The sequence below is a fragment of the Microbacterium sp. NPDC056569 genome, from assembly GCF_042793475.1.
GTDB lineage: Bacteria > Actinomycetota > Actinomycetes > Actinomycetales > Microbacteriaceae > Microbacterium.
On the sequence record NZ_JBHTUV010000001.1, the window covers coordinates 451,709 to 471,744 of the forward strand.

At 69.3% G+C, this 20,036-nt stretch carries 17 protein-coding genes; 3 read left to right on the top strand and 14 right to left on the bottom strand.

All coding sequences use genetic code 11. The annotated features are described in order from the left end of the window. Position 1 precedes the first annotated feature (1 nt). From ACFQ7C_RS01835 to ACFQ7C_RS01860, 6 genes are all read right to left on the bottom strand, one after another. The gene (locus ACFQ7C_RS01835; RefSeq protein WP_378897138.1) at positions 2–541 is read right to left on the bottom strand and encodes a MarR family winged helix-turn-helix transcriptional regulator; all 540 of its coding nucleotides are present in this window, start codon (positions 539–541) and stop codon (positions 2–4) included. Between the two features lie 173 nt (positions 542–714). Then, positions 715–1,620, bottom strand: coding sequence for a LysR substrate-binding domain-containing protein (locus tag ACFQ7C_RS01840; protein ID WP_378897141.1), 906 nt, complete (start codon positions 1,618–1,620; stop codon positions 715–717). 141 nt (positions 1,621–1,761) lie between these two features. Then, positions 1,762–2,670, bottom strand: coding sequence for an ATP-binding cassette domain-containing protein (locus ACFQ7C_RS01845; protein ID WP_378897144.1), 909 nt, complete (start codon positions 2,668–2,670; stop codon positions 1,762–1,764). Then, positions 2,667–4,571: a dipeptide/oligopeptide/nickel ABC transporter permease/ATP-binding protein gene (locus ACFQ7C_RS01850; RefSeq protein ID WP_378897147.1), complete on the bottom strand. Its 1,905-nt coding sequence runs from the start codon at positions 4,569–4,571 to the stop codon at positions 2,667–2,669. Before ACFQ7C_RS01850 ends, ACFQ7C_RS01845 begins: the two co-directional genes overlap by 4 nt. Then, on the bottom strand, positions 4,568–5,515 hold the full coding sequence (locus ACFQ7C_RS01855) for an ABC transporter permease (protein ID WP_378897149.1): 948 nt from the start codon (positions 5,513–5,515) through the stop codon (positions 4,568–4,570). The genes ACFQ7C_RS01850 and ACFQ7C_RS01855 overlap by 4 nt, the downstream gene beginning before the upstream one ends. A gap of 100 nt (positions 5,516–5,615) precedes the next feature. Further along, positions 5,616–7,163, bottom strand: coding sequence for an ABC transporter substrate-binding protein (locus tag ACFQ7C_RS01860; protein ID WP_378897151.1), 1,548 nt, complete (start codon positions 7,161–7,163; stop codon positions 5,616–5,618). A 361-nt stretch (positions 7,164–7,524) separates the two neighbouring features. Here ACFQ7C_RS01860 and ACFQ7C_RS01865 point away from each other — a divergent pair, with 361 nt between their 5' ends. Both ACFQ7C_RS01865 and ACFQ7C_RS01870 read left to right on the top strand, forming a co-directional pair. Further along, on the top strand, positions 7,525–8,859 hold the full coding sequence (locus ACFQ7C_RS01865) for an aminomethyl transferase family protein (protein ID WP_378897154.1): 1,335 nt from the start codon (positions 7,525–7,527) through the stop codon (positions 8,857–8,859). Positions 8,860–8,862: 3 nt separating this feature from the next. Next, the gene (locus ACFQ7C_RS01870) at positions 8,863–10,224 is read left to right on the top strand and encodes a hypothetical protein (RefSeq protein ID WP_378897156.1); all 1,362 of its coding nucleotides are present in this window, start codon (positions 8,863–8,865) and stop codon (positions 10,222–10,224) included. Between the two features lie 65 nt (positions 10,225–10,289). Here the strand turns inward: ACFQ7C_RS01870 and ACFQ7C_RS01875 are convergent, their stop codons facing one another. Beyond that, complete coding sequence (locus ACFQ7C_RS01875) at positions 10,290–11,669, bottom strand: aminomethyl transferase family protein (RefSeq protein WP_378897159.1); 1,380 nt, start codon at positions 11,667–11,669, stop codon at positions 10,290–10,292. A gap of 132 nt (positions 11,670–11,801) precedes the next feature. On the opposite strand from ACFQ7C_RS01875, the gene ACFQ7C_RS01880 reads away from it, so the two are divergent. Beyond that, positions 11,802–12,284, top strand: coding sequence for a MarR family transcriptional regulator (locus ACFQ7C_RS01880; RefSeq protein WP_310287154.1), 483 nt, complete (start codon positions 11,802–11,804; stop codon positions 12,282–12,284). A 67-nt stretch (positions 12,285–12,351) separates the two neighbouring features. Here the strand turns inward: ACFQ7C_RS01880 and ACFQ7C_RS01885 are convergent, their stop codons facing one another. The 7 genes from ACFQ7C_RS01885 to ACFQ7C_RS01915 all read right to left on the bottom strand — a co-directional run bounded on the left by ACFQ7C_RS01885 (position 12,352) and on the right by ACFQ7C_RS01915 (position 19,950). After that, the gene (locus tag ACFQ7C_RS01885) at positions 12,352–13,284 is read right to left on the bottom strand and encodes a bifunctional methylenetetrahydrofolate dehydrogenase/methenyltetrahydrofolate cyclohydrolase (RefSeq protein WP_378897162.1); all 933 of its coding nucleotides are present in this window, start codon (positions 13,282–13,284) and stop codon (positions 12,352–12,354) included. A gap of 28 nt (positions 13,285–13,312) precedes the next feature. Then, positions 13,313–14,656 (bottom strand): ATP-binding protein, encoded by a 1,344-nt coding sequence (locus ACFQ7C_RS01890; RefSeq protein WP_378897164.1) that lies wholly within the window; start codon positions 14,654–14,656, stop codon positions 13,313–13,315. Positions 14,657–14,717: 61 nt separating this feature from the next. Beyond that, positions 14,718–16,073: an aminomethyl transferase family protein gene (locus tag ACFQ7C_RS01895; protein WP_378897166.1), complete on the bottom strand. Its 1,356-nt coding sequence runs from the start codon at positions 16,071–16,073 to the stop codon at positions 14,718–14,720. Positions 16,074–16,096: 23 nt separating this feature from the next. After that, positions 16,097–16,930, bottom strand: a complete 834-nt coding sequence (locus ACFQ7C_RS01900) for a methylenetetrahydrofolate reductase (RefSeq protein ID WP_378897169.1) — start codon at positions 16,928–16,930, stop codon at positions 16,097–16,099. Between the two features lie 41 nt (positions 16,931–16,971). Continuing rightward, positions 16,972–17,877, bottom strand: coding sequence for a formyltetrahydrofolate deformylase (gene purU / locus ACFQ7C_RS01905; RefSeq protein WP_378897171.1), 906 nt, complete (start codon positions 17,875–17,877; stop codon positions 16,972–16,974). Between the two features lie 393 nt (positions 17,878–18,270). Then, the gene (locus ACFQ7C_RS01910) at positions 18,271–19,323 is read right to left on the bottom strand and encodes a hypothetical protein (RefSeq protein ID WP_378897174.1); all 1,053 of its coding nucleotides are present in this window, start codon (positions 19,321–19,323) and stop codon (positions 18,271–18,273) included. A 42-nt stretch (positions 19,324–19,365) separates the two neighbouring features. Continuing rightward, a complete protein-coding gene (locus ACFQ7C_RS01915; RefSeq protein ID WP_378897177.1) occupies positions 19,366–19,950 on the bottom strand; it encodes a carboxymuconolactone decarboxylase family protein in 585 nt (194 codons plus the stop codon). Positions 19,951–20,036: the final 86 nt, after the last annotated feature.

Genomic DNA, 20,036 nt, shown 5'->3' on the forward strand with positions numbered 1-20,036 from the left:
CTCAGGCCTCTCCGTGTGGGGTCGCGGTCGAGTCTGCGCCTTGTGCCGAGAGGGCGGGAGCCTCCGACGCGAACCCTTTCGTTGCGCGGTCTGCATGCAGGCCCGCGCGGATGCGGGCGAGGGCATCGACGGCCGACTCGGGCACGGGCGCGCCGTCGGCGCCGGCGTGCCACGCGCCCTCGACGAGCCCCGCCCACGAGGTGCGGAGCTTGCCGATGGTCTCGTCGGCGAGCGGCGTCGCGTCGATGCGGATCGCACGGCCGTCGGCCTCGTCGCGCTGTGACGTGATGTAGCCGCGGCCGCGCAGGTCACGCAGCGCCACGCTCACGTTGGCGCGCTGCAGGCCGCTGCCGTCAGCGATGTCGGAGGCCGAGCACCCGGGGTGGTTGTGCACGTAGCGCATCACCTGCCCCTGGGTCTGGGTCAGTGGTACGACAGGCGTCGTCTGCACCGCCCGGAGCTGGATCTCCCGCGCGATGTCGATCACCAGCTCGGCCAGCAGCCGGAACGTCGGATCCGTGTGGCGTGCGTCTTCGCTCATCAAGCCTCCTCGCCCGATTTGATTATCAAAACATAATCACTTTCGAGGCGCAAGAAGGTCCACACCGCGTCTTGGGGCGCGATTCGTCCGTCGGGGCGGGAATTGTGCGCCCCAATGGAGAATTCACGCCCCGAACCCCGCGGAGTCGGATGCCGCGGAGCATCCCGGCTCTTTCACGCCGTCGCGGCGGCGCGCGTGCGGAACCAGGCCGTCATGAAGTCGAGGAAGATGCGCACCCGCTCGGGCGTGCGTCCACCCGGCCCGTGCACGGCGTAGAGAGCACGCGCCGGCGGCTGGTGCTGGGGAAGCAGTTCGACGAGATCCCCCGTCGCCAGCCGGGCCTCGGCGGGGCGGCGCGGGATGAGGGCGATGCCGCATCCCTCCTCCAGGAGCTTCTCGATCACCAGGTACGAGTTGGCGATGACCGCAGCATCCTGCACCTTGAAGTGGATCGTGTCGGCGCCGGAGCCGAGCCGCCAGACCGGGTCGTTCGGATGCAGCAGGCAGAGGTGGTCGTTCAGCTCGGCGACCGTCTCGGGCGTGCCCTTGCGCCGCAGGTAGTCGGACGAGGCTGCGAGCACGAACGGCAGCTCGGAGACGCGGCGCACCAGCACGTTCGAGTCGCGCAGGTCGCGGGTGTGGAAGGCGACGTCGTACCCGCGGTCGAGGAAGTCGTAGTTCCGGTCCGACATGCCGCCGAGCTCGAAGCGCACCTGGATCTTCGGGTGCTCGCGCACGAACGCGGCGATCGCGTCACCGACCTCGAGGGTGCCGATCCACTTCGGGCAGATGATCGACAGCGTCCCCTCCGGCGCGTCGCGCGAACCCGAGAGCGAGGCATCCTCGTCGTCGATCTCGTCGAGGATGCGCTCGGCGAACTCGGCGTAGCGCTTCCCCGCCTCGGTGAGACTCACCGAGCGCGCCGTGCGGTTCACCAGTCGCACGCCGACCTGCCGCTCGAGATCGGCGACGTGGCGCGAGACCAGCGAGCCCGAGATCGCGAGCTCCCGCGCCGCAGCGCTGAAGCTCGACGACTTCGCGACGGTGACGAACGTCTTCATGACGACCAGACGATCCACGGCGACCTCCCCGTTCCCGACGACCGTCGTCGTGAACTGAATGGAGCCTACCTATGCACGATCTGCACAGCTCTATTCCGAGGTTGCAAGGATCGCAACCTCAGTCTGAAGACACCGCAGAACGGATTCTGCCGCCTGCCGTCAGACGACCGGCACGAGTCCTTCCGCATGAGCCTTGGCGAACGCCGCGCGTACGGCGCGCCGCTCGTCTCGTCCTGCGGGGTGCTGCGCGGGCGTCGCGCCGAGCAGCTTGCGCGTGTACGGATGCTGCGGATCGTCGAACACCCGAGCCGCCTCGGCGAACTCGACCAGCCGGCCGAGGCGCATGACCGCGATCCGGTCGGAGATATGCCGCACGATCTCGAGGTTGTGCCCGATGAACAGGTAACTCATGCCCGTCTCCGCCTGCAGATCGACGAGCAGGTTGATGATCTGGTTCTGCGTCGACAGGTCGAGCGCGCTCAGCGCCTCGTCGCAGACGACCAGGCGCGGTTTGAGCACGAGCGCGCGAGCGATGGCGACGCGCTGCTGCTGGCCGCCCGACAACTCGCTGGGGTAGCGCTCGAGATGCGCGCGGGTCAGGCCGACGTGGTCGAACGTCTCGGCGGCGATGCGCTCGCGTTCCGCCGGGTTGCCCATGCCGTGCCGCTTGAGGGCGGAGGTGACGGCCATCGACGCCGGCTGCCTCGGGTTCAGCGACATCGACGGGTCTTGGAAGACCGCCTGCACGTCGCGTCGGTACGACAGGGGCGTCCGGCGGCCGAGACCGAGGACGTCGGTTCCGTCGAAGCTGATCGCGCCCGCCGACGGCTTCAGCAGGCGGAGGATCGCGCGCCCGACGGTCGATTTCCCCGAACCGGACTCGCCGACGAGGCCCACCGTCTCCCCGGGCAGGATGTCGAACGTCACGTCCTCGACGACGTTCTTCCGCTCCTTGCGGAAGATGCTGCGGGCCTCGTAGCTGATCGACAGATCCGTGACCTCGAGCAGCGGCGTCCGCCCCGCTTCGGGCCGGGCGTCGGCGACGGGGGTGCTCAGCTCGGTCTTCACCGTGCCACCTCCTTGGTGGGACGCGGCCGTCGTTCGCGTGCGGCGAGAAGCGACTTCGTATATGGATGCTGCGGCTCATCGAACAGCGCCGCCGCAGAATCGGTGACCTCGACCAGTTCGCCCTGGTACATGACGGCAGCACGGTCGCACGCCTCCGCCACGACACCCATATCGTGGGTGATCAGCAGGATCGCCATGCCGTACTCATCGCGGAGGTCGAGCAGCAGGTCGAGGACCTGCGCCTGAGTCGTGACGTCCAGCGCACTGGTGGCCTCGTCGGCCACCATCAGCTCCGGGCGCGACGCGAGGGCGATGGCGATGGCGACGCGCTGGGCCATGCCGCCCGAGAACTGGTGGGGGTAGTGGTGGAGCCGGGTCTCGGGGTCTTTCACCCCGACGCGATCGAGAAGTTCGATCGATCGCGCGCGGACCTCCGACTTCGAGAGGTGGAAATGCGCTCGGAGGGGTTCTGCCAGCTGCTTGCCGATCGTGTGCACCGGCGAGAGTGCGGCCATCGGGTCCTGGAACACGGCCGCGATCTTGCTTCCTCGCACGCCGCGCAGCTGCTTCTCGGACTTTCCGACGAGGTCGACGCCGTCGAGCAGGATCGAGCCGTGCGAGACGCCGATGCCGGGTGCGAGCAGACCCAGCACCGCACGGGCGAACGTCGACTTGCCCGATCCGGACTCGCCGATGAGTCCGACGATCTCACCGCGGCCGATGCTGAGCGACGCGCCCTTGACGAGTTCGACGGCGCCCTTCTCGACGCTCTGGAACTCGATGTGCAGGTCGCGCACCTCCAGCACGTTGCCGGCATCGGCCGGCGCGAGCGCGGCATCCTCGTCGTCGCGCACGATCGGCGCGACGACGACGCCCTCCGGCACGCCGGCCGGTCCGGTCGGTGTGAGGAATCCGCCGGCGTCGGCGGCCGCGACCGCCCCGGCGGCGGGCCCCTCGACGAGCGCCGCCTGCGCGACGTTGTCGGCGATCTTCTTCGGGCGGCGGAACGGCTTGCGGCGGCCGACGCCGAGCGCCTCGTTGAGTCCGTCGCCGATGACGTTGAAGGCGAGCACGGTGAGGACGATCACGACGCCCGGCGGGATCGCCATGAACGGCTGCACCGCGAGCTTCGCCGCGGCGACGCCGAGCAGGCCGCCCCACGAAGGCACGGCGGACTCCAGCCCGATCCCGAGGAAGCTCAGGGCCGACTCGATGATGATCGCCGTGCCCGTCATGATCGCCGCCTGCACGATGAGGGGCGAGGCGAGGTTCGGCAGCACCTGCTTGAAGACGATCGAGCTCTCTCGCAGACCGCTGACGCGTGCGGCATCGACGTAGAGCTTGCTGCGCTCCGCCATCGTGATCGCGCGCGCCATGCGGGCGAAGTTCATGCAGAACATGAGACCGATAGCCAGCAGCAACGGCGCGAGCCCTCGCCCGAGGATCGAGATGACCGCGAAGGCGACGAGGATGCCCGGCATGGCGTCGAAGACGTCGACGAACCGGGTGCCGACGCGGTCGGTCCAGCCGCCCCGGAATCCGAGGAGCAGGCCGATCGGCACGCCGATGAGCATGGCGACGATGACGGCCCCGAAGCCGACGGCGAGTGCGACGCGTGCGCCGTAGATGATGCGGCTGAGTGTGTCACGGCCGTTCTCGTCGGTGCCCAGCCAGTGCTCGGGCGACGGACCCTGGAGCACGTTCATGAAGTCGTTCTCGAGCGGGTCGTAGGGCGCGAGCCAGGGGGCGAACACCGCCCACACGACCACGACGAGGAGCCAGGCGAGCGCGATGAGCGTGAGCGGCTGCCGCAGCAGCCGGCGCACCACCTTGGCGCCCTGCTTCTGGTCCCGGGCCGTCGTCTTGATCGCGACGGTCTTGCCGTACTGCGTGTCGGTCATGCGGGTCGGGCCTTCGGGTTGATGAGTCCGTACGAGATGTCGAGGACCATGTTGACGAGGATGACGATGACGCCGATGATGAGCGCCACGCCCTGGACCACCGGGAAGTCCTTCGCCAGGACGCTCTGCAGCATGAGCGTGCCGAGCCCGGGGAAGCTGAAGACCTTCTCCATGACCAGGCTGACGCCGAAGAGCACGCCGACCGCGAGGCCGATCGCGGCGAGCGCCGGCACGAGCGAGTTCTTGAACGCGTACGTCCACAGGATCCGTCTCCGGGAGACACCCGCCGCCACCATCGTGTCGATGTAGCGGGAGCTCAGCGCCTCGGCGACCGCGGTGCGCGTCTGGCGCGCGATGAGGGCCGACGTGCCGATGCCGAGGGCGATCGCCGGGAGGACCAGACCCGCGAGCCATTTGCTGACGTCCTGAGACGGCGGCGTCCAGGCGAGGACGGGAGCCACGTGCAGCTGGATGACGAACACGACCACGAGGATCTGGCCGAGCCAGAACTCGGGGACGGACTGCATGAACGCGGTCAGGCCGGTCACGGCCCGGTCGCGGGGCTGGCCTGCCCTGATGCCCGCGAAGATTCCGAGGCCCATGCCGACGATCACCGCCACGACGAGTCCGCCCACCACCAGTGAGAGCGTCGCGGGCAGGCGCTGGGTGATCATGTCGGTCACCGGCTGACCGGAGAGCAGGGACGTGCCCAGGTCGCCCTGGACCGCCGCGGCGTACCAGTCGAAGAGCCGGACGAGGAACGGCTGGTCGAGGCCGAGATGCGCCTCCACCTCGGCGATGGCCTCCGGTGTCGCGGCGGCATCACCGAGGATGGCCGCCGCGACACTGCCGGGCACGAGATACGTGAGGGAGAAGACCAGCAGCGAGACGATGAGCAGCTGCGGGACGGCGAGGACGAGCCGGTAGCCGATGAGCTTCAGCATGTCGGCGTGCTCCGACCTGTCGTTCGCCGTCCCATGGTGCTGCTTCCTTACTCTTGCGGGTCTGTCTCGTCGGTGCGCCGCCTCGGCGGCGCGGGTGGGCTTACTCGGAGACCACCGGGTACACGGTGCGGTAGTCGATCAGATTGATCATGTACGGCTGGGTGGACTCCTGCACACCGGCGACGGTGTCGGTGTTCCAGCCGATGCGCTGACCACCGACGGCGAACCCGCACGCGAGCGCCTCGTCGTCGATGATGATCTTCATGACCTCCTGCCAGAGGGCGTCGGCCTCCTCCGAGCTGCCGGCCGCCTTCGCGGCATCCGCGGCCGCCTTGAGCTCCGGGCTCTCGTACTTCGACGGGTTCTGACGCGCGGTCGACGCGAACCAGCTGGAGTACCAGTCGAACGGCGTGATCTCGGGGTTCTGGCCGATGCCGAGCGCGTACTTTCCGGTGTTCCAGGTCGACTGGAAGTCGGGGACCGCGAGATCCTGCACCGTGATGTTCACGCCGTCGAGCTGGTTCATCTGGTCGGCGAAGAACTCGATCTGCCCCTTGAGGAACGGAGCGGCCGGGAAGGTCGCCTCGACGGTCGCGTCGCCCAGCAGGTCGGCCGCCTCGTCGAGATCGGCGGGGTAGCCGACGATGTCGGGGTTGTAGCCGACCTCGCCCTCGAGGAAGTGCTGGTTCGGCACCTCGAGCGTCATGGGGTCGTACTGCTGGTACGCCTCCATATCGAGCGTCGAGCAGACGGCCTTGCGCACGTCGACGTCGCCGAAGACCCCGCCGGGAGCACGGTCGAAGAAGACGACGTTGTTGCGGACGGCGTTGTAGTCGTACCAGTCGATGTTCTCGACGCCCTCGATGCGCGAGAACTGGTCGTTCTCGACGTCGGTGACGTCGAGCTCGTCACCGAGCAGACCCGCGACGGCCGACGTGTCGTCGGCGATCGCGTACAGCTCGACGTTCTCGAAGTACACCGGGTCGCCCCAGTAGTCCTCGTTGAGGGTGAACGCCCACTTCGTGCCGTCGACCGAGTTCGCGGCGTCGTACTTCCAGGGGCCGGTGCCGACGGGCTCGGTGAGCACGGTGCCGTCCGCGATCGCCGTCGGGCTGGCGATCAGCACGTTGTTCCGCGTCAGCATCGTGAGGAACGTCGGCGCCGGGAACTTGAAGTTGATCTTGGCGGTGTACTCATCGACGATGTCGATCGATGCGACCGCCTGCAGCGGGCCGGAATAGGCGCCGGGGTTGTCGCGGACGTACTCGAGGTTGGCCTTGACGGCCTCGGCGTTGAACGGCGTGCCGTCGTGGAACGTCACGTCGTCGCGCAGCGTGAGGGTGAGGGCCATCGGCTCTTCGACCCACTCGGTGGCGAGGTTCGGCAGGATCTCGTTGTTGTCGCCGAGCAGCACGAGCGACTCGTACGGCACGTAGTAGTAGCCGGGCTCGATGCGAGCGCCGGGCGCCCAGCTGCTGGGCGCGGAGCCCCAGTTGATGCGCAGCGTGCCGGTCGGCTCGCTCGGCGGGCCGGACGTCGCGGTGCTGGTCGGGGCGGCTTCGCCACCTCCGCCGGAGCAGCCGGCGAGCATCGCGCCGACGACCACCAGCGGGACCACCACCTTCATCCATCGCTTCTCAAGTGCCATGTGGGACGCCTCCTCGCGTCACTGTCGAGCGCTTCTGCACGCTCGGATCTGGGCTAGAACACCCGCCTTGGTGCTCGGGTCCTGCCACGGTACATACGGGTCCGCGAATGGACCCAGACCCCAACAGGCAAGCTAACCGTGCATGATCTGCGGGGTCCTCACCCTGCCCCTCGCGCCCATCGGGAACGAGCGCGAGCCTCGACGCTAACAGGCCACCGCGCACCCGCCCGAAGCATGCGGCGAACATCTCGCCGCAGCATCCGTTCGGTCTCTTGGCAGGTGGTTTCAGCTGACTTACACTTCTCCATACATCTGGGACTCTGCGACATCCGATTCGCAACCCGAGGCAAAGGAGCCGCACATGGCATGGGAGTTCGTGAGCCTGCAGCAGGGCATCGACGAGGCCGGATCGCCGATCCGCCTGCTCTGGAAGCCGGGTTCGGATCCGTGGAAGCCGCCGGTCGTCGAGGACGAGTACGCCGGCTGGGGTGTGGAGCAGACCGCCTGGCGCACTCAGGTCACGCTGTCCGACCTTTCGTTCCACATGTCCGACACGTTCCTGCGCGGCCCCGACGCGCGGCGCCTGCTCGGCGAGGTCAGCGCCAACAACGTCGAGAACTTCGAGATCGGGCAGGCGAAGCAGTTCGTGCCCGTGGCCGCGGACGGCAACATCATCACCGACGGCATCCTGCTGCGCGACGGCGAGGAGTCGTTCGTGCTCAGCGGCGTCCCTGCGGCGCAGAACTGGGTCACGGCGCACGCGGCGGCCGGCGGCTACGACGTCGAGTTCGAGACCGACGGCTCGATGGAGTTCCGCTTCGGCGAGCAGCCGCGGCTCTTCCGCCTGCAGGTGCAGGGACCCCGCGCGCTGGATGTCGTCCACAAGGCGTTCGGCGGGCCCCTGCCCGAGACGAAGTTCTTCCACTCGACACCCGTCACGCTCGCCGGTCGCTCGTTCCGGGCGCTGCGGCACGGCATGGCGGGCCAGGCGGGCTACGAGTTCATCGGCGACTACGCCGACCACGACGCCGTGAAGGAGGCCCTCACCGCCGCCGGTGAGGAGTTCGGCATCTCGCTCGTGGGCGCGCTGTCGTACGCGACGAACGGCATCGAGAGCGGCTGGATCCCCACGCCGACGCCGGCGATCTATACGGATCCGACCCTCGCCGACTACCGTCAGCGCCTCGGCCTGTTCACCTACGAGGGACAGAACCCGCTGTACGGCTCGTTCTACTCCGACCGCATCGAGGACTACTACACGTCGCCGTGGGAGCTGGGCTACGGCCGCTCGATCTCGTTCAACCACGACTTCATCGGCCGCGACGCCTTGATGGCGGCAAAGGATCAGGTGCACCGCACCAAGGTGACCCTCGAGCTCGACGCCGATGACGTCCGCGCGCTCGGCGCCGACGACGCGTACCTCAACAACTACGGCCGCCAGCGCATCGAGACCGGCGACGACCTGGTGGGCACGACCTTCCAGGCAGCCCGCATCGCGCCGCTCGGCAAGGTGCTTGCGCTGTCCCTCATCGACACGGCGCACGCCGCGCCCGGCACGCGGGTCGAGGTGGTGTGGGGCGACCACCCCGGCCACGGCACCGATCCCGACGCCGACCTCGGGTTCCCGCGCATCCGCGCTACCGTGCAGCCCGCGCCGTACAACGAGTACGCCCGCACCACCTACCGGAAGGACTGACGGATGCCGCAGTCCCCCGCCGACCAACGCGAGAGGTACGACCGCCTCAAGGCCGATCCGCAAGGTGCCTTCGACCGTGAGCGGCCGGCGATCTTCAGCCCGGCCGCTGCGGCGCAGGACGAGGGCAACGGCCGCAGCACGGTCAAGCGCTTCGGGCCGTTGTACCTTCCCAGCGAGTACACCCACTGGGCGGAGGAGGCGGCCGCCCACGTGGAGTCGGCGTATCTCGGCGACTGGTCTTCGCTCGCCAAAGTGCGCGTGGCAGGGCCTGAGGCGCTGTCGTTCCTCGGCTGGCTCGGCATGAACGACCTGTCGCGGTTCGAGCTCGGGCAGGTCAAGCACCACGTGCAGCTCGACGAGCACGGGTGGGTCGCCTCCGAGGGCATCCTGCTGCGGCTCGCCGACGACGAGTTCCTGTACACGGCGGGGTCGGGCGACTGGCTCCTCTGGCGGCTTAGCCAAGGGGAATGGAAGGCCGCCGCCGACGACATCAGCCCGGACCTCTTCATCTTCGGCGTGCAGGGTCCGCGCTCGATCCACGTGCTGGAGCGTGTGCTGGACGAGTCGCTGCGTGACCTGCGCTTCAACCGGAGCCGTCCTGCCCGCCTCGGCGGGACGGAGGTGCGGGTGCTGCGGACGGGCATCTCGGGCGAGCTCGGCTACGAGGTGCACGGTCCGGCGGATGCTGCCGACGACGTGTGGCGGGCGATCCGCGACGCCGGCGCCGACGCGGACCTCAGGCAGCTGGGCCTCCGCGCGCAGCCGGTGCAGCACATCGAGGCCGGCATCGCGACGAACGGCCTGGACTACTTCCCTGCCGCGGCCATCACTCCCGGCGCAGCATGGCAGTTCACGCAAGGCGGGATCGAGGGAAGCTTCGTGCCCACCGGAGGGTTCACGGACTACTTCCGCAAGCCGGTCGAGCTGGGTTGGCAGGTGCGCGGCGAGTTCACGCACGACTTCCTCGGCAAGGACGCGCTCCTGGCCGATCTGGCGGCAGGCGAGCCCACGCGGGTGCTCGCCGGGCTCGTCTGGAACGCCGAGGACGTGGCATCCGTCCTCACCGCCTTCCTGGATGACGGGCCGCTGCCCGAGCCGATGGAGCTGCCGCGCGTCGCGGGGCCTGCGTTCGACACGGTGCGGAAGGACGGCGCGGTCGTGGGCGTCGCAACGGGCCGCACCGTGAGTCCGACACTCCGGCAGATGATCTCGCTCGTGACGATCGCACGGGAGCACAGCGCGCCCGGCACCGAGGTGGTCGTGGTGTGGGGTCGCCCGGGCACGCCACAGCGCGAGATCCGCGCGACGGTCGCCTCACTGCCGTTCAAACCCGACAATCGCCGCGTCGACGTGTCGCAGCTCTAGCTGTAGCCGGCGGGGAACGCGAGAAGGGCCGGGAACCGTGGTTCCCGGCCCTTATCGCCTGAGCGTCAGGCAACGCCGACGGCCGCCACCTGCCGGTTGCCCGAGCCTTCGGTGGTCTCGGAGAACGGCCGCGCGATCACGGTGGCGCGCACCGTGGTCTGCGTGTGGCGCTCGTAGAACGGGCTGTCGACGCTGCCGGCGGGCTCGCCCCACGTGAGCTCGACCTCGTCGCCGACCTGCGCCTCCTCGTCGAGCGAGCCGAGCGAGATCCAACTCCGGGTGTTCGACGAGTAGGTCGTCAGGTTCATGTTGCCGACGTGGGCGCCGGCCTTTTCGACCCGATCGAACTGCGTCGCGGTGTACGTCGCGAACGGCATCTCGAGGTGCTTGAAGCGGTCCGCGCCTTCGTTGTACATGCTCGCGAAGATGCGTGCGACGTCGTCCCTGTTCCACTCGACCCACGCCTTGCGGCGGTGCGGCTCGTCGATGCGGGCCTCGAGCGCCTCGCGGCCGATGAAATCGTGGTCGAACTTCGCGATGTGGGTGTAGCCGAGGTCCCACGGCGTCACGTAGTAGTCCTCGATGCGCTCCGACACGAAGCTGCCGGCGATGGCGAGCGTGCCCTCGAACGAGCGCGCGTTCTGCCACTCGCGGAACGGCTTCATCTCGGGCTGCGAGTACACGGCGGGCAGCGTGTTGGCGATCCAGCCGGACTCGGTGGCGACCGACGCGTAGGCCCGGCCGCCGATCTGGGTGATGCCGAACTCGGCGCCGGCCTCGAGGAGCGTCTCACGGACGCCCTGGAGCTCTTCGTACGGCCCGAAGAACTCGAGCCCGGGGAACCCCGACATCCGGTGGTTCAGCGCGGTGGTCTCGTACTTCCCGATCCTGAACTTGCCCATGTGGAAGAACTTGATCTCGGGCATGGGTCCGCCGTTGACCTTCTCGAAGATCTCGCCGGCAGTCGGTCCCTGCAGCTGCAGGCGGTAGTACTCGCGGTTGGGGTTGAGCACGAAGCGCTCGTCCTTGCGGACGGTGACGTTCCAGTCGCCGGTCTCGGCGTGGAACTGCACCCAGTTGAGCGCCGGCGGCCGCCCGACGATGCGGACCAGCTGCTCGCCGAGGCAGAACAGGATCGCATCCCCGACCATGTTGCCGTCGTGGCCGACCGCGATGAGCTGCTTCGCCTTCATCGGGCCGAAGTTGCGGAAGCTGTTCGCACCGATGTGCTCAAGCAGCCGGAACACGTCCGGTCCTTGGACGATGAGGTCGGGCATGTGCAGCGACAGGTCCATGAGTGCGGCCGTCGAGCGCCACGATTCCTGCTCGTCACGCCAATTGGTGAACTCCGGCTTCACCGGAAAGGCGTACGCACCGGAGCGTCCGCTGCGCAGGAGCTGGAGCGGCCCGCCGGCCTTCTGGATCTCGTCTTCGAGACTGGGCATGCTTATTCGCTTTCTTCCACGACCCGCCTCGATGCGGGTCTGATCCGACAGTATCAGTCATCTGTAAACATGTCATTCCCCTTCAATGATTGGAATTCCTGATAATGTGAACCGGTAGCGCAAGGAGGCGACATGGTGCTGAACGAGCCGGAGCGGCCATCGGAGTGGCTGGGCGGCATCCCCTACCGTCTGTGGCGGGCGAATCAGGCCCTGCATCGCCGGGTGGTCGAGGCGATCGACGACCTCGGTCTCACCGTCACCCAGCTCGGCATCATGGTGCACCTCGACGAGCTCGGTCACATGTCGGCGTCCGACCTCGCCCGCCTGTTCCGCCTCACTCCGCAGAGCACGACGACAGCGCTCAACCGCCTCGAGGCCGAGGAATGGGTGCGGCGCGTCCCGCACCCGATCCACCGCCGCGTCATCTGGTACGAGGTCACGCCCGAGGGCCTCAAGGTCGCCGACGAGGGCCGCCAGCGCGTCGCCGCGGTGAACCGCGAGGTCGAGGCCGCCCTGGGCGACGTCGACCAGGCGGCGCTGTCGGCCGCACTGCACCTCATCACGTCGACCTTCGACGAGGAGGTGCCCACCGGCACCATGTGGCCGGTGCGCTGACCCTCGACGACGGATGGGGAGACGGATGCCGCGGCCCGCAGCATCCCGCTTCCCCCGGCAACACGAGTCAGGCGTGCCCGGCACTCCAGCCGGCGTCGACCAGCTCGCGCGACTCGGGCGCCACGCTCCGTTCGGCGGCAGCGACGACGTTCGCGACGAGCATGGCCCGCGTCATCGGGCCGACGCCGCCCGGATTGGGCGAGATCCACCCCGCGACGGCCGCCACGTCCGGGTCGATGTCGCCGGCGAGCTTCGCCTTGCCCGACGCTGTCGTGCCCACTCGCGTGACTCCCACGTCGAGCACCGCGGCGCCGGGGCGGACCCACTCCGGCCGCACGAAGTGCGGCACCCCGAGGGCCGCGACGACGATGTCGGCGCGACGCACCTGGTCGGCGATGTCGGGCGTGCGCGAGTGCGTCAGCGTCACGGTCGCGTCGATCCCGCGGCGCGACAGCAGCAGCCCGAGCGGCCGCCCGACGGTGATGCCGCGGCCGATCACGGTGACATGCTTGCCTGCGGTCGCGACGCCGTTGCGTGTGAGCAGCTCGACGATCCCGACGGGCGTGCACGGCAGCGGCACGGTGTCGTCCGATGCGTCGACGTCGAGCACGAGACGTCCGAGGTTGGCGGGGTGGAGGCCGTCGGCGTCCTTGGCGGGATCGATGAGGGCGATGATGGCGTTCTCGTCGATGCCTGCGGGGAGCGGCAGCTGCACGATGAACCCGGTGACGGCCGGGTCCGCGTTCAGCGCGCGCACTGCCTGCGCGATCTCGGCCTGCGTGGCGGTCGCGGGCAGGTCGACGGCGATGGACTCGACACCGACTTCGGCGCAGTCGCGGTGCTTGCCGGTGACGTACGAGCGCGATCCGGGGTCGTCGCCGACGAGCAGCGTCCCGAGGCCGGGCACGACGCCTCGCTCGCGGAGGGCGCGCACGCGTTCCGTGAGCTCTTCCTTGACGGCGGCGGCGGTGGCGACTCCGTCCAGCACGATGGCGGTCATGTCTCTCCGATCGGTGGGGTAAGGGCTGTCAGAGACGCGCAAGCGCGTCGATGTCTTCGAGGAAGTCGCGCACGGCGCTCTTCGACACCGTCGCGCGGGTCGAGCGCAACGCGCGCTGGTAGTGGCGGGTCTCGAGCAGAACCGGCGACTCGTCGACGTCAGGAAGCACGATCGCTCCCGTCGTCGTCGCGACCGGAGCGCCCTGCAGCGCGCCGGCGAGCGCGTCCTGCGCGGCCCGACGCACCGCGTACTCGATGTCGGCGGGCGTGAGTCCCTCGCTCGCGTCCACGAGGGCGTCGAGGTCGATCCCGTCCACCACGCCCGCGGGCACGTAGCGGATCCAGATCGCGCGCCGGGCGTCGGCATCCGGCAATCCGATCGGCAGCACGTAGTCGAACCGGCCGTGGCGCAGGAACGCCGCGTCGAGCGCACGAACGAAGTTCGTGGCGCAGATCAGGAGGCGCCCTTCGAGCTCACGGAACTCCGACAGCAGCTTCAGGAGCTCGTTCGTCACGCCCTGCGTGGGAGAGGGCGGGTCGCCGCGCCGCCGCGAGGCGATCTCCTCCACCTCGTCGATGAACACGACAGCGTGCTCGAGCTCGGCGATCACCTCGAACGTCTGGCGCAGCGCCGCCGGCAGTCCCGCGGGCGAGTCCGCGAGCCGCGAGGGGAACACCTCGACGAAGGGCCAGCCCAGGCGCGAGGCGACGGCCTTCGCGAACGTCGTCTTGCCGGTGCCCGGCGGCCCGAAGAGCATGACGGCGCGCGGGGGGAGCACGCCGTACCGGGCCGCGAGCTCGGGGTGCGCGAGCGGTGTGACGAGGCGTTCCTCGAGCAGCAGCTTCTCGCGTGCCATCCCCGCGACGTTGTGCCAGAGCCGGCGCGGCAGGATGCGGCCGCCGACCTCCTTGAGCAGATCGAGCTCGCGCCGCTGCACCGGCAGCGGGCGCTCGAAGTAGCGGAGGTGATGGCGCACCTCGAAGCCGTTGCCGGTGAGGTGCGGCACGCCCTGCGCTTCGTCGGACACGATGACCGACAGCTTCCCGAGACCGAGGGGCGCCATGCGTCGCTCGAGGCGGTCGAGGAGGGCGGCGCCGAGCCGCTCCGCGTCGAGCGCGGGTGTGCGGTCGTCGTCGATGCGGAAGAAGACGATCCAGCCCTGCGCGTGCGCGGCGCGGCCGACCGCGGCCCCGAGGATCCGCTCCCCCGAGACCGCGACGACGGCATGGTCTGCTTGGCACGACGCGATGACCTCGGCCAGCGAGTACACCGGCGTCTCGCCGCCCTCGTGCGACAGCTCCCACAGCCGCACGATCCCCTCGAGGTCGTCGTCGTGGAAATCGCGGATGTGCGCGTGACTTCGCTGGCTCATCGCCCCACCCTCGTGTTGTGGACGGATGCCGCGGGCCGCGGCATCCGTCTCATCCGGAGTGTCAGACCGCGACGTTCGCGCGGTAGGTCGTGCGGGCGAACTCGTTGTACGGCGAGCTCTGCACCGTGGCGCGGATGCGGGTCAGCCCGAGGTCGGCGTCGCTCGCCACACCGTGGCCGGGGTGCTGGCCCCAGACGACCTCGACCTCGGTACCGGGCTCCGCGACCGCGTGGTCGACGAGGGCGAGCGACAGGACGGTGCCGACGGGGGCGATGTTCGAGGTCCAGAACGTTATGCCCTGGAGCTGCCCGCCCTGTTCGATGCGGAAGCGTCCGTACGAGTTGAGGTACTTCGAGCCGGCGGCGCCGAGCACGCGGCCCACGTCGCTGCGATCGAACTCGAGCGTGACCTTGCTGCGCTGCACGTCATCCTTGGCGGCGAGCAGCGCGTCCCGGCCGATGAAGTCGTGGTTGAACGAGATCGAGCGGCCGTATCCGAGCTCCCACGGCGAGATGTAGTAGTCCTCGATGCGGTCGGAGTAGAAGCTGCCACCGAGCGGCTTCATCCCCTCGTACGAGAACTTCGGCAGCCATCGACGGTAGTCCTCGAGGCGCGGGTCGGTGTAGATCGCCGGGGTCGGCGTGGGGATCCAGCCACTCTCGACGCCGTTCGTGAAGTACGCCTTGCCACCCACGGGCTGGATGCCGAAGGGCTCCCCGCCCGCGAGCAGCGCCTCGCGCACGGCGCCGTAGTGGGCGAAGTCGCCGATGAACTCGTAGCCGGCCTGCCCCGCCATGCCGTGGCGCAGCGCACGCACGGGGATGCCGCCGAGCGACACCTCGACGGAGTGGAAGAACTTCACCTCGGGCAGCGGCCCGCCGAATGCGCGCTCGACGGCGTACGCCGCGAGCGGACCCTGAACCTGGAAGCGGAACAGCTTCGGGTCGCGGTCCTTGCGTACCGAGGAGTCGGGGTCGGTCGAGTACGCGACGTCGTAGCCACCCTGGTCGGCGTGGTACTTGACCCAGTTCTGCGCGGCGGGCACGCCGGTGAGCGTGAACGCCTCTTCGCCGGTGCGCAGCAGGATGCCGTCGACGACGATGTTGCCGTCGTAGGAGACGGGGACGAACTGCTTGGCCTGGCCGACCGCGAAGCTCGCGTAGTTGTTGGCGCTGACGTCGCTGAGGAGGCGCAGGGTGTCGGGGCCCTCGAGGAACGTGTCGAACATGTGGAACGACAGGTCGAACAGCGCGACGTTCTGGCGCCACGCCGCCTGCTCGGCACCCCAGCCCGAGAACTCCGGCTCGACGACGGGGACGGTCCACGCAGGAGCGCCCGGCTTCCAGAGCAGCTGGATCGGGGATCCGGCGTCGTCGATCGCGTCCTGAAGGGTGGGGGTGGTGGCGGGTGCGTTCATGGCTTTCTCCTGGGGTCGGCGCGTCACTGCGCGCGGAAGTCGCGGATCCACTCGCTCGTGGCCGTGAGGCCGCCGAACGTGTAGAAGTGCAGGTGCACGCGGCCGTGGCGTGCGGGGTCGTAGCCGGCGGCGAGCGCGCCGATGAGCTTGTCGGGTCCGGCCGTGCCGATGAGGTTGGTGAGCGAGAACCCGTACTTCTTGACGATCATCGCGTTCGCCCCGATGCCGAACCGGCGCGCGAAGCCGATGAGGCGCTTGACCCCCGCGGGACCGGGCACGCCGATGCGGATCGGCAGATCGATGCCCTCGGCACGCACGCGCTCGATCCAGGCGAGCACCGGCTCCTCGTCGAACGAGAACTGCGTGATGATCGTGCCCTCGAGGCCCTGCTCCTTGAGGGCCGCGGCCTTGCCGCGCAGCGCCGCCCACAGCACGTCGTCGGGGATGTCGGGGTGTCCCTCGGGGTACCCGGCGATGCTCACGTGCCGCACGCCGTACCGAGACAGCAGGCCCGTGCGGATCACCGACTCCGAGTCGGCGTACGGTCCCTCCGGCGTCGCGGGGTCGCCGCCGACGGCGAAGACGCTCCCGCTGGCTCCCGCGTCGCGGAGCGCACCGAGGTACGCCTCGAGCTCGGCCTGGTCGTGCAGCCGCCGGGCGGAGATGTGCGGCACCGGCGTGAATCCGCCCTCGAGCACGGCCTTCGCCGCGGCGAGCCGCATCGGCAGGTCCTCGTTGCCGAGGAATGTCACGTTGATGCGCGTACCGGCAGGGATCACGGATGCCGCGGCCCGCAGGTCGTCGACATCCTTCCCGGTCATCTCGAGCGAGAAGTCGGTGAGGAGCGTGGTGCTCATGGCTGTCTTCATCTTCGAATCGCCTTTCGGGGGTGAAGTGGTCAGGGCTGGAAGACGACGGTCTCGCGGCCGTTGCGGATGACGCGGTCCTGGCAGTGCCACGCGACGGCGCGGGCGAGCACGGCGCGCTCGACGTCGGCGCCCCGGCGCTGCAGGTCGACGGCCGTGTCGGCGTGCGTGACGCGCACGACGTCCTGCTCGATGATCGGGCCCTCGTCGAGGTCCCCGGTGACGTAGTGGGCGGTCGCGCCGATGAGCTTGACGCCGCGCTCCTTCGCCTTGCGGTACGGCGCGGCCCCGATGAAGGCCGGCAGGAACGAGTGGTGGATGTTGATGACGGGCACGCCGATCCGCTCGAGGAAGTCCTCGGAGAGGATCTGCATGTAGCGCGCGAGCACCACCACGTCGACGTTGCCGACGAGCAGCTCGAGGATCCGCTCCTCGGCCGCCGACTTGTCGGGCCCCTGCGACGGCACGTGGACGAACGGGATGCCGAACGACCGCACGTCATCGGCCACGACGGTGTGGTTCGAGATCACCATCGGCACCGTCATCGGGATCTCGCCGCGCCGCTGGCGCCACAAGAGGTCGAGCAGGCAGTGGTCGCTCGTCGACGCCAGGATCGCGACGCGCTTGGGGGCCGAGCGATCCGCGAGCGTCCACGTGAGGTCGAGACCGTTTCCGAGTGCCGCGTCGAGGGATGCCTCGATCGCAGGCCGCACCGCGGCGAAGTCGTCGACGTGGAAGACGGTGCGCTGGAAGAAGTGCCCACCCTCGGGGTCGTCGGTGTACTGGTCGAGCGCGACGATGTTGGCGCCGTTCTCGGACAGCGCCGACGAGATGGCGCGCACGAGACCCGGGCGGTCCCCGCCCTCGACGAGCAGGATCCCCTCGTCGGTCGGCAGTCTCAGGCCCAGGTTCGGCGTCTTCGGTGCCACGATCGTCATCGTCCGTACTCCCTTGTTACAGATGACTGAAACTCTAACAGTCGTCTGTAACCGCCGGGAGTCCCGACAGGGTGTCCTCTCGTGCATCATTCGCGTGCAGACCGTGCGCGGTCGCCGGTGGGACGATGGTGCAAGCACCCGCCACTCGCGGGCGCACCCACGACGAAGGTGACCACCCGATCGCCGGACGTCGAGCACTCGAGAGGCGACCCCGCCCGGATGCCCGGCGACACGCGACCAGCTGAAGGGAGCTCGCCATGAACCGCACGGCCGACTGGTACTGCGACGACAGCGACTGCGACTACTGCGGCGCACCCGAGACGGACTGACGGCGCCCGCACGAACGAGAAGCCGGCGCCCCGCGAGGGGCGCCGGCTTCGTCGTGTGCGGATGTCACCAGGCGGTGGCGACCTCGGCGTGGGTCGTGAGGATCCCCTCGGTCGTTCCGGCCGGAGCGCGGCCGATGCCGCACTCGGTCGCGACGCCGAACACCGGTGCGTAGCGCAGCGCCGTCTCGATGCGGCCGGCCGCGCCCGCGGCGCCGTCTTCGCGGTGGATCAGCCCGAGGTACAGCTCGGTGCCCTCCGGCAGGGCGAGGTCGGCGAGCGGCGCGTAGTACGCCTCGTCGTCGCGCTCGATGGGCACCGGCAGGTGCAGCCACGTGATCGGGCGACCGGATGCCGCGAACAGCCCGTTCGCGAAGCGCACGAGGTTGGCGGCGTCCGCCGGCTCCACGAAGTGCTTCTCGGCGACGTCGCCGTAGCAGAGGTGGAAACCCACCTCGACGTCGTCGGGCACCAGATCCGCCTGCTCCACGGACCGGGCGACCAGGCCGCCCCACAGATCGTCGCCCCACCACGGCTCGACCGCGGCCTTGCCGCGGTACTCGACGTGCTCGATCAGCTGGAACTCGACGGCGTTGTCCCACTGGATCGCGAGGTCGTCGTGCGCGATCGCGGCGAGGATCTCGTCGAGCTCGCGGTACATGGCGGCGCGGTACACCGGCTCGATCGCGGCCCGCTGGTGGGCGGGGAAGAACGCGCCGACGACCGCCAGCGGGGTCGGCAGCGACACCTGGAACCGCACACCCGCGGGCACGGCGCCCTCGTCCCGCAGGCGCCGGAACAGCGCATACGACTCGATCGCCGCGGCTGCGTAGCCAAGCGGTGGGAACTCGATCGTCGCGGGGTCGACGCCGTCGGAAACTCGCACCGGCCGCGCGTCGAGCATCTTCACCGGGATCGGCTGGTCGCCGACCCGCTCGATGCCGTCGGCCTGTGCGAGCACGTCGGGCTGGAAGAGGATCCAGTGGAACCGCGGCCCCACCTCGCCGTCCGGAATGCGCTTGAGGTGCCCGCCGAGCACCTCGGCGGCGGTGCGGATCGTCGTCTCGGCATCGTCGTAGTTGACGCTGCCGACCAGATGGGCGCCCTGGGGCTGGGCCATGGTTCTCCTTGTTCGATCGGGACAGGACCTCGATCCAGCGTGTCAGACGCCTGCGGGGGCGACCTTCGCGTAGCCGCGCACGTCGGGGAACGGGGGCACGCGGTCCTTCTGCAGGTCGACCTGGAAGGTGTTGAGGCACATCGACAGCAGCGTGAAGTTGCCGAGCAGCCCGATGGCGTCGACCAGCTGCTGGTCGGTGAAGACCGCGGTCAGCCGCGTGTACGTCTCGTCCGAGACGAAGTGCGTCGTGAGCAGCTCGACCGCGAAATCGTGGAACGTCTGCAGCTCGACGTCGTCGCCGAAGTCGGGTTCACCCCAGGTCGCGAGCGCCTCGATCGCCTCGGCCGGAACGCCTGTCGCGATCGCCTTGTCGACGTGCGCGTTCCACGAGAACTGCGCGTCGAAGTACCGCGCCGCGACGAGCAGCGCGTACTCGCGGATGCGCTCGGGCATGCTGCAATCGAAGCGCACGAACGCGCCGAGGGCCTCGACGCGGTCGCACAGCTCGGGGCTGTGCAGCCACACCTTGAAGGGGCCGCCGATCTTGCCGCGCTTCGCGATGATGCGGTCGGCGAGCTCCCGCTGGCGCGGTGTCATCTCGTCGATGGGTGTCACGTCGAGTCGCATGTCGTCCTCCGGGGCTCGGCAATGTCTGTGTTCTCCGGGCGACACTAAGCGGGGACGGATGCTGCGGGGAGGGCGCCCTGGGCAAC

What these genes read in the sequence shown, in the direction of transcription:
- ACFQ7C_RS01835 (WP_378897138.1), bottom strand. Translation starts at nt 541, where the DNA reads ATGAGCGAAGACGCACGCCACACGGATCCGACGTTCCGGCTGCTGGCC.
- ACFQ7C_RS01850 (WP_378897147.1), bottom strand. Translation starts at nt 4,571, where the DNA reads ATGACCGACACGCAGTACGGCAAGACCGTCGCGATCAAGACGACGGCC.
- ACFQ7C_RS01855 (WP_378897149.1), bottom strand. Translation starts at nt 5,515, where the DNA reads ATGCTGAAGCTCATCGGCTACCGGCTCGTCCTCGCCGTCCCGCAGCTG.
- ACFQ7C_RS01860 (WP_378897151.1), bottom strand. Translation starts at nt 7,163, where the DNA reads ATGGCACTTGAGAAGCGATGGATGAAGGTGGTGGTCCCGCTGGTGGTC.
- ACFQ7C_RS01865 (WP_378897154.1), top strand. Translation starts at nt 7,525, where the DNA reads ATGGCATGGGAGTTCGTGAGCCTGCAGCAGGGCATCGACGAGGCCGGA.
- ACFQ7C_RS01870 (WP_378897156.1), top strand. Translation starts at nt 8,863, where the DNA reads ATGCCGCAGTCCCCCGCCGACCAACGCGAGAGGTACGACCGCCTCAAG.
- ACFQ7C_RS01875 (WP_378897159.1), bottom strand. Translation starts at nt 11,669, where the DNA reads ATGCCCAGTCTCGAAGACGAGATCCAGAAGGCCGGCGGGCCGCTCCAG.
- ACFQ7C_RS01880 (WP_310287154.1), top strand. Translation starts at nt 11,802, where the DNA reads ATGGTGCTGAACGAGCCGGAGCGGCCATCGGAGTGGCTGGGCGGCATC.
- ACFQ7C_RS01885 (WP_378897162.1), bottom strand. Translation starts at nt 13,284, where the DNA reads ATGACCGCCATCGTGCTGGACGGAGTCGCCACCGCCGCCGCCGTCAAG.
- ACFQ7C_RS01890 (WP_378897164.1), bottom strand. Translation starts at nt 14,656, where the DNA reads ATGAGCCAGCGAAGTCACGCGCACATCCGCGATTTCCACGACGACGAC.
- ACFQ7C_RS01895 (WP_378897166.1), bottom strand. Translation starts at nt 16,073, where the DNA reads ATGAACGCACCCGCCACCACCCCCACCCTTCAGGACGCGATCGACGAC.
- ACFQ7C_RS01900 (WP_378897169.1), bottom strand. Translation starts at nt 16,930, where the DNA reads ATGAGCACCACGCTCCTCACCGACTTCTCGCTCGAGATGACCGGGAAG.
- purU (WP_378897171.1), bottom strand. Translation starts at nt 17,877, where the DNA reads ATGACGATCGTGGCACCGAAGACGCCGAACCTGGGCCTGAGACTGCCG.
- ACFQ7C_RS01910 (WP_378897174.1), bottom strand. Translation starts at nt 19,323, where the DNA reads ATGGCCCAGCCCCAGGGCGCCCATCTGGTCGGCAGCGTCAACTACGAC.
- ACFQ7C_RS01915 (WP_378897177.1), bottom strand. Translation starts at nt 19,950, where the DNA reads ATGCGACTCGACGTGACACCCATCGACGAGATGACACCGCGCCAGCGG.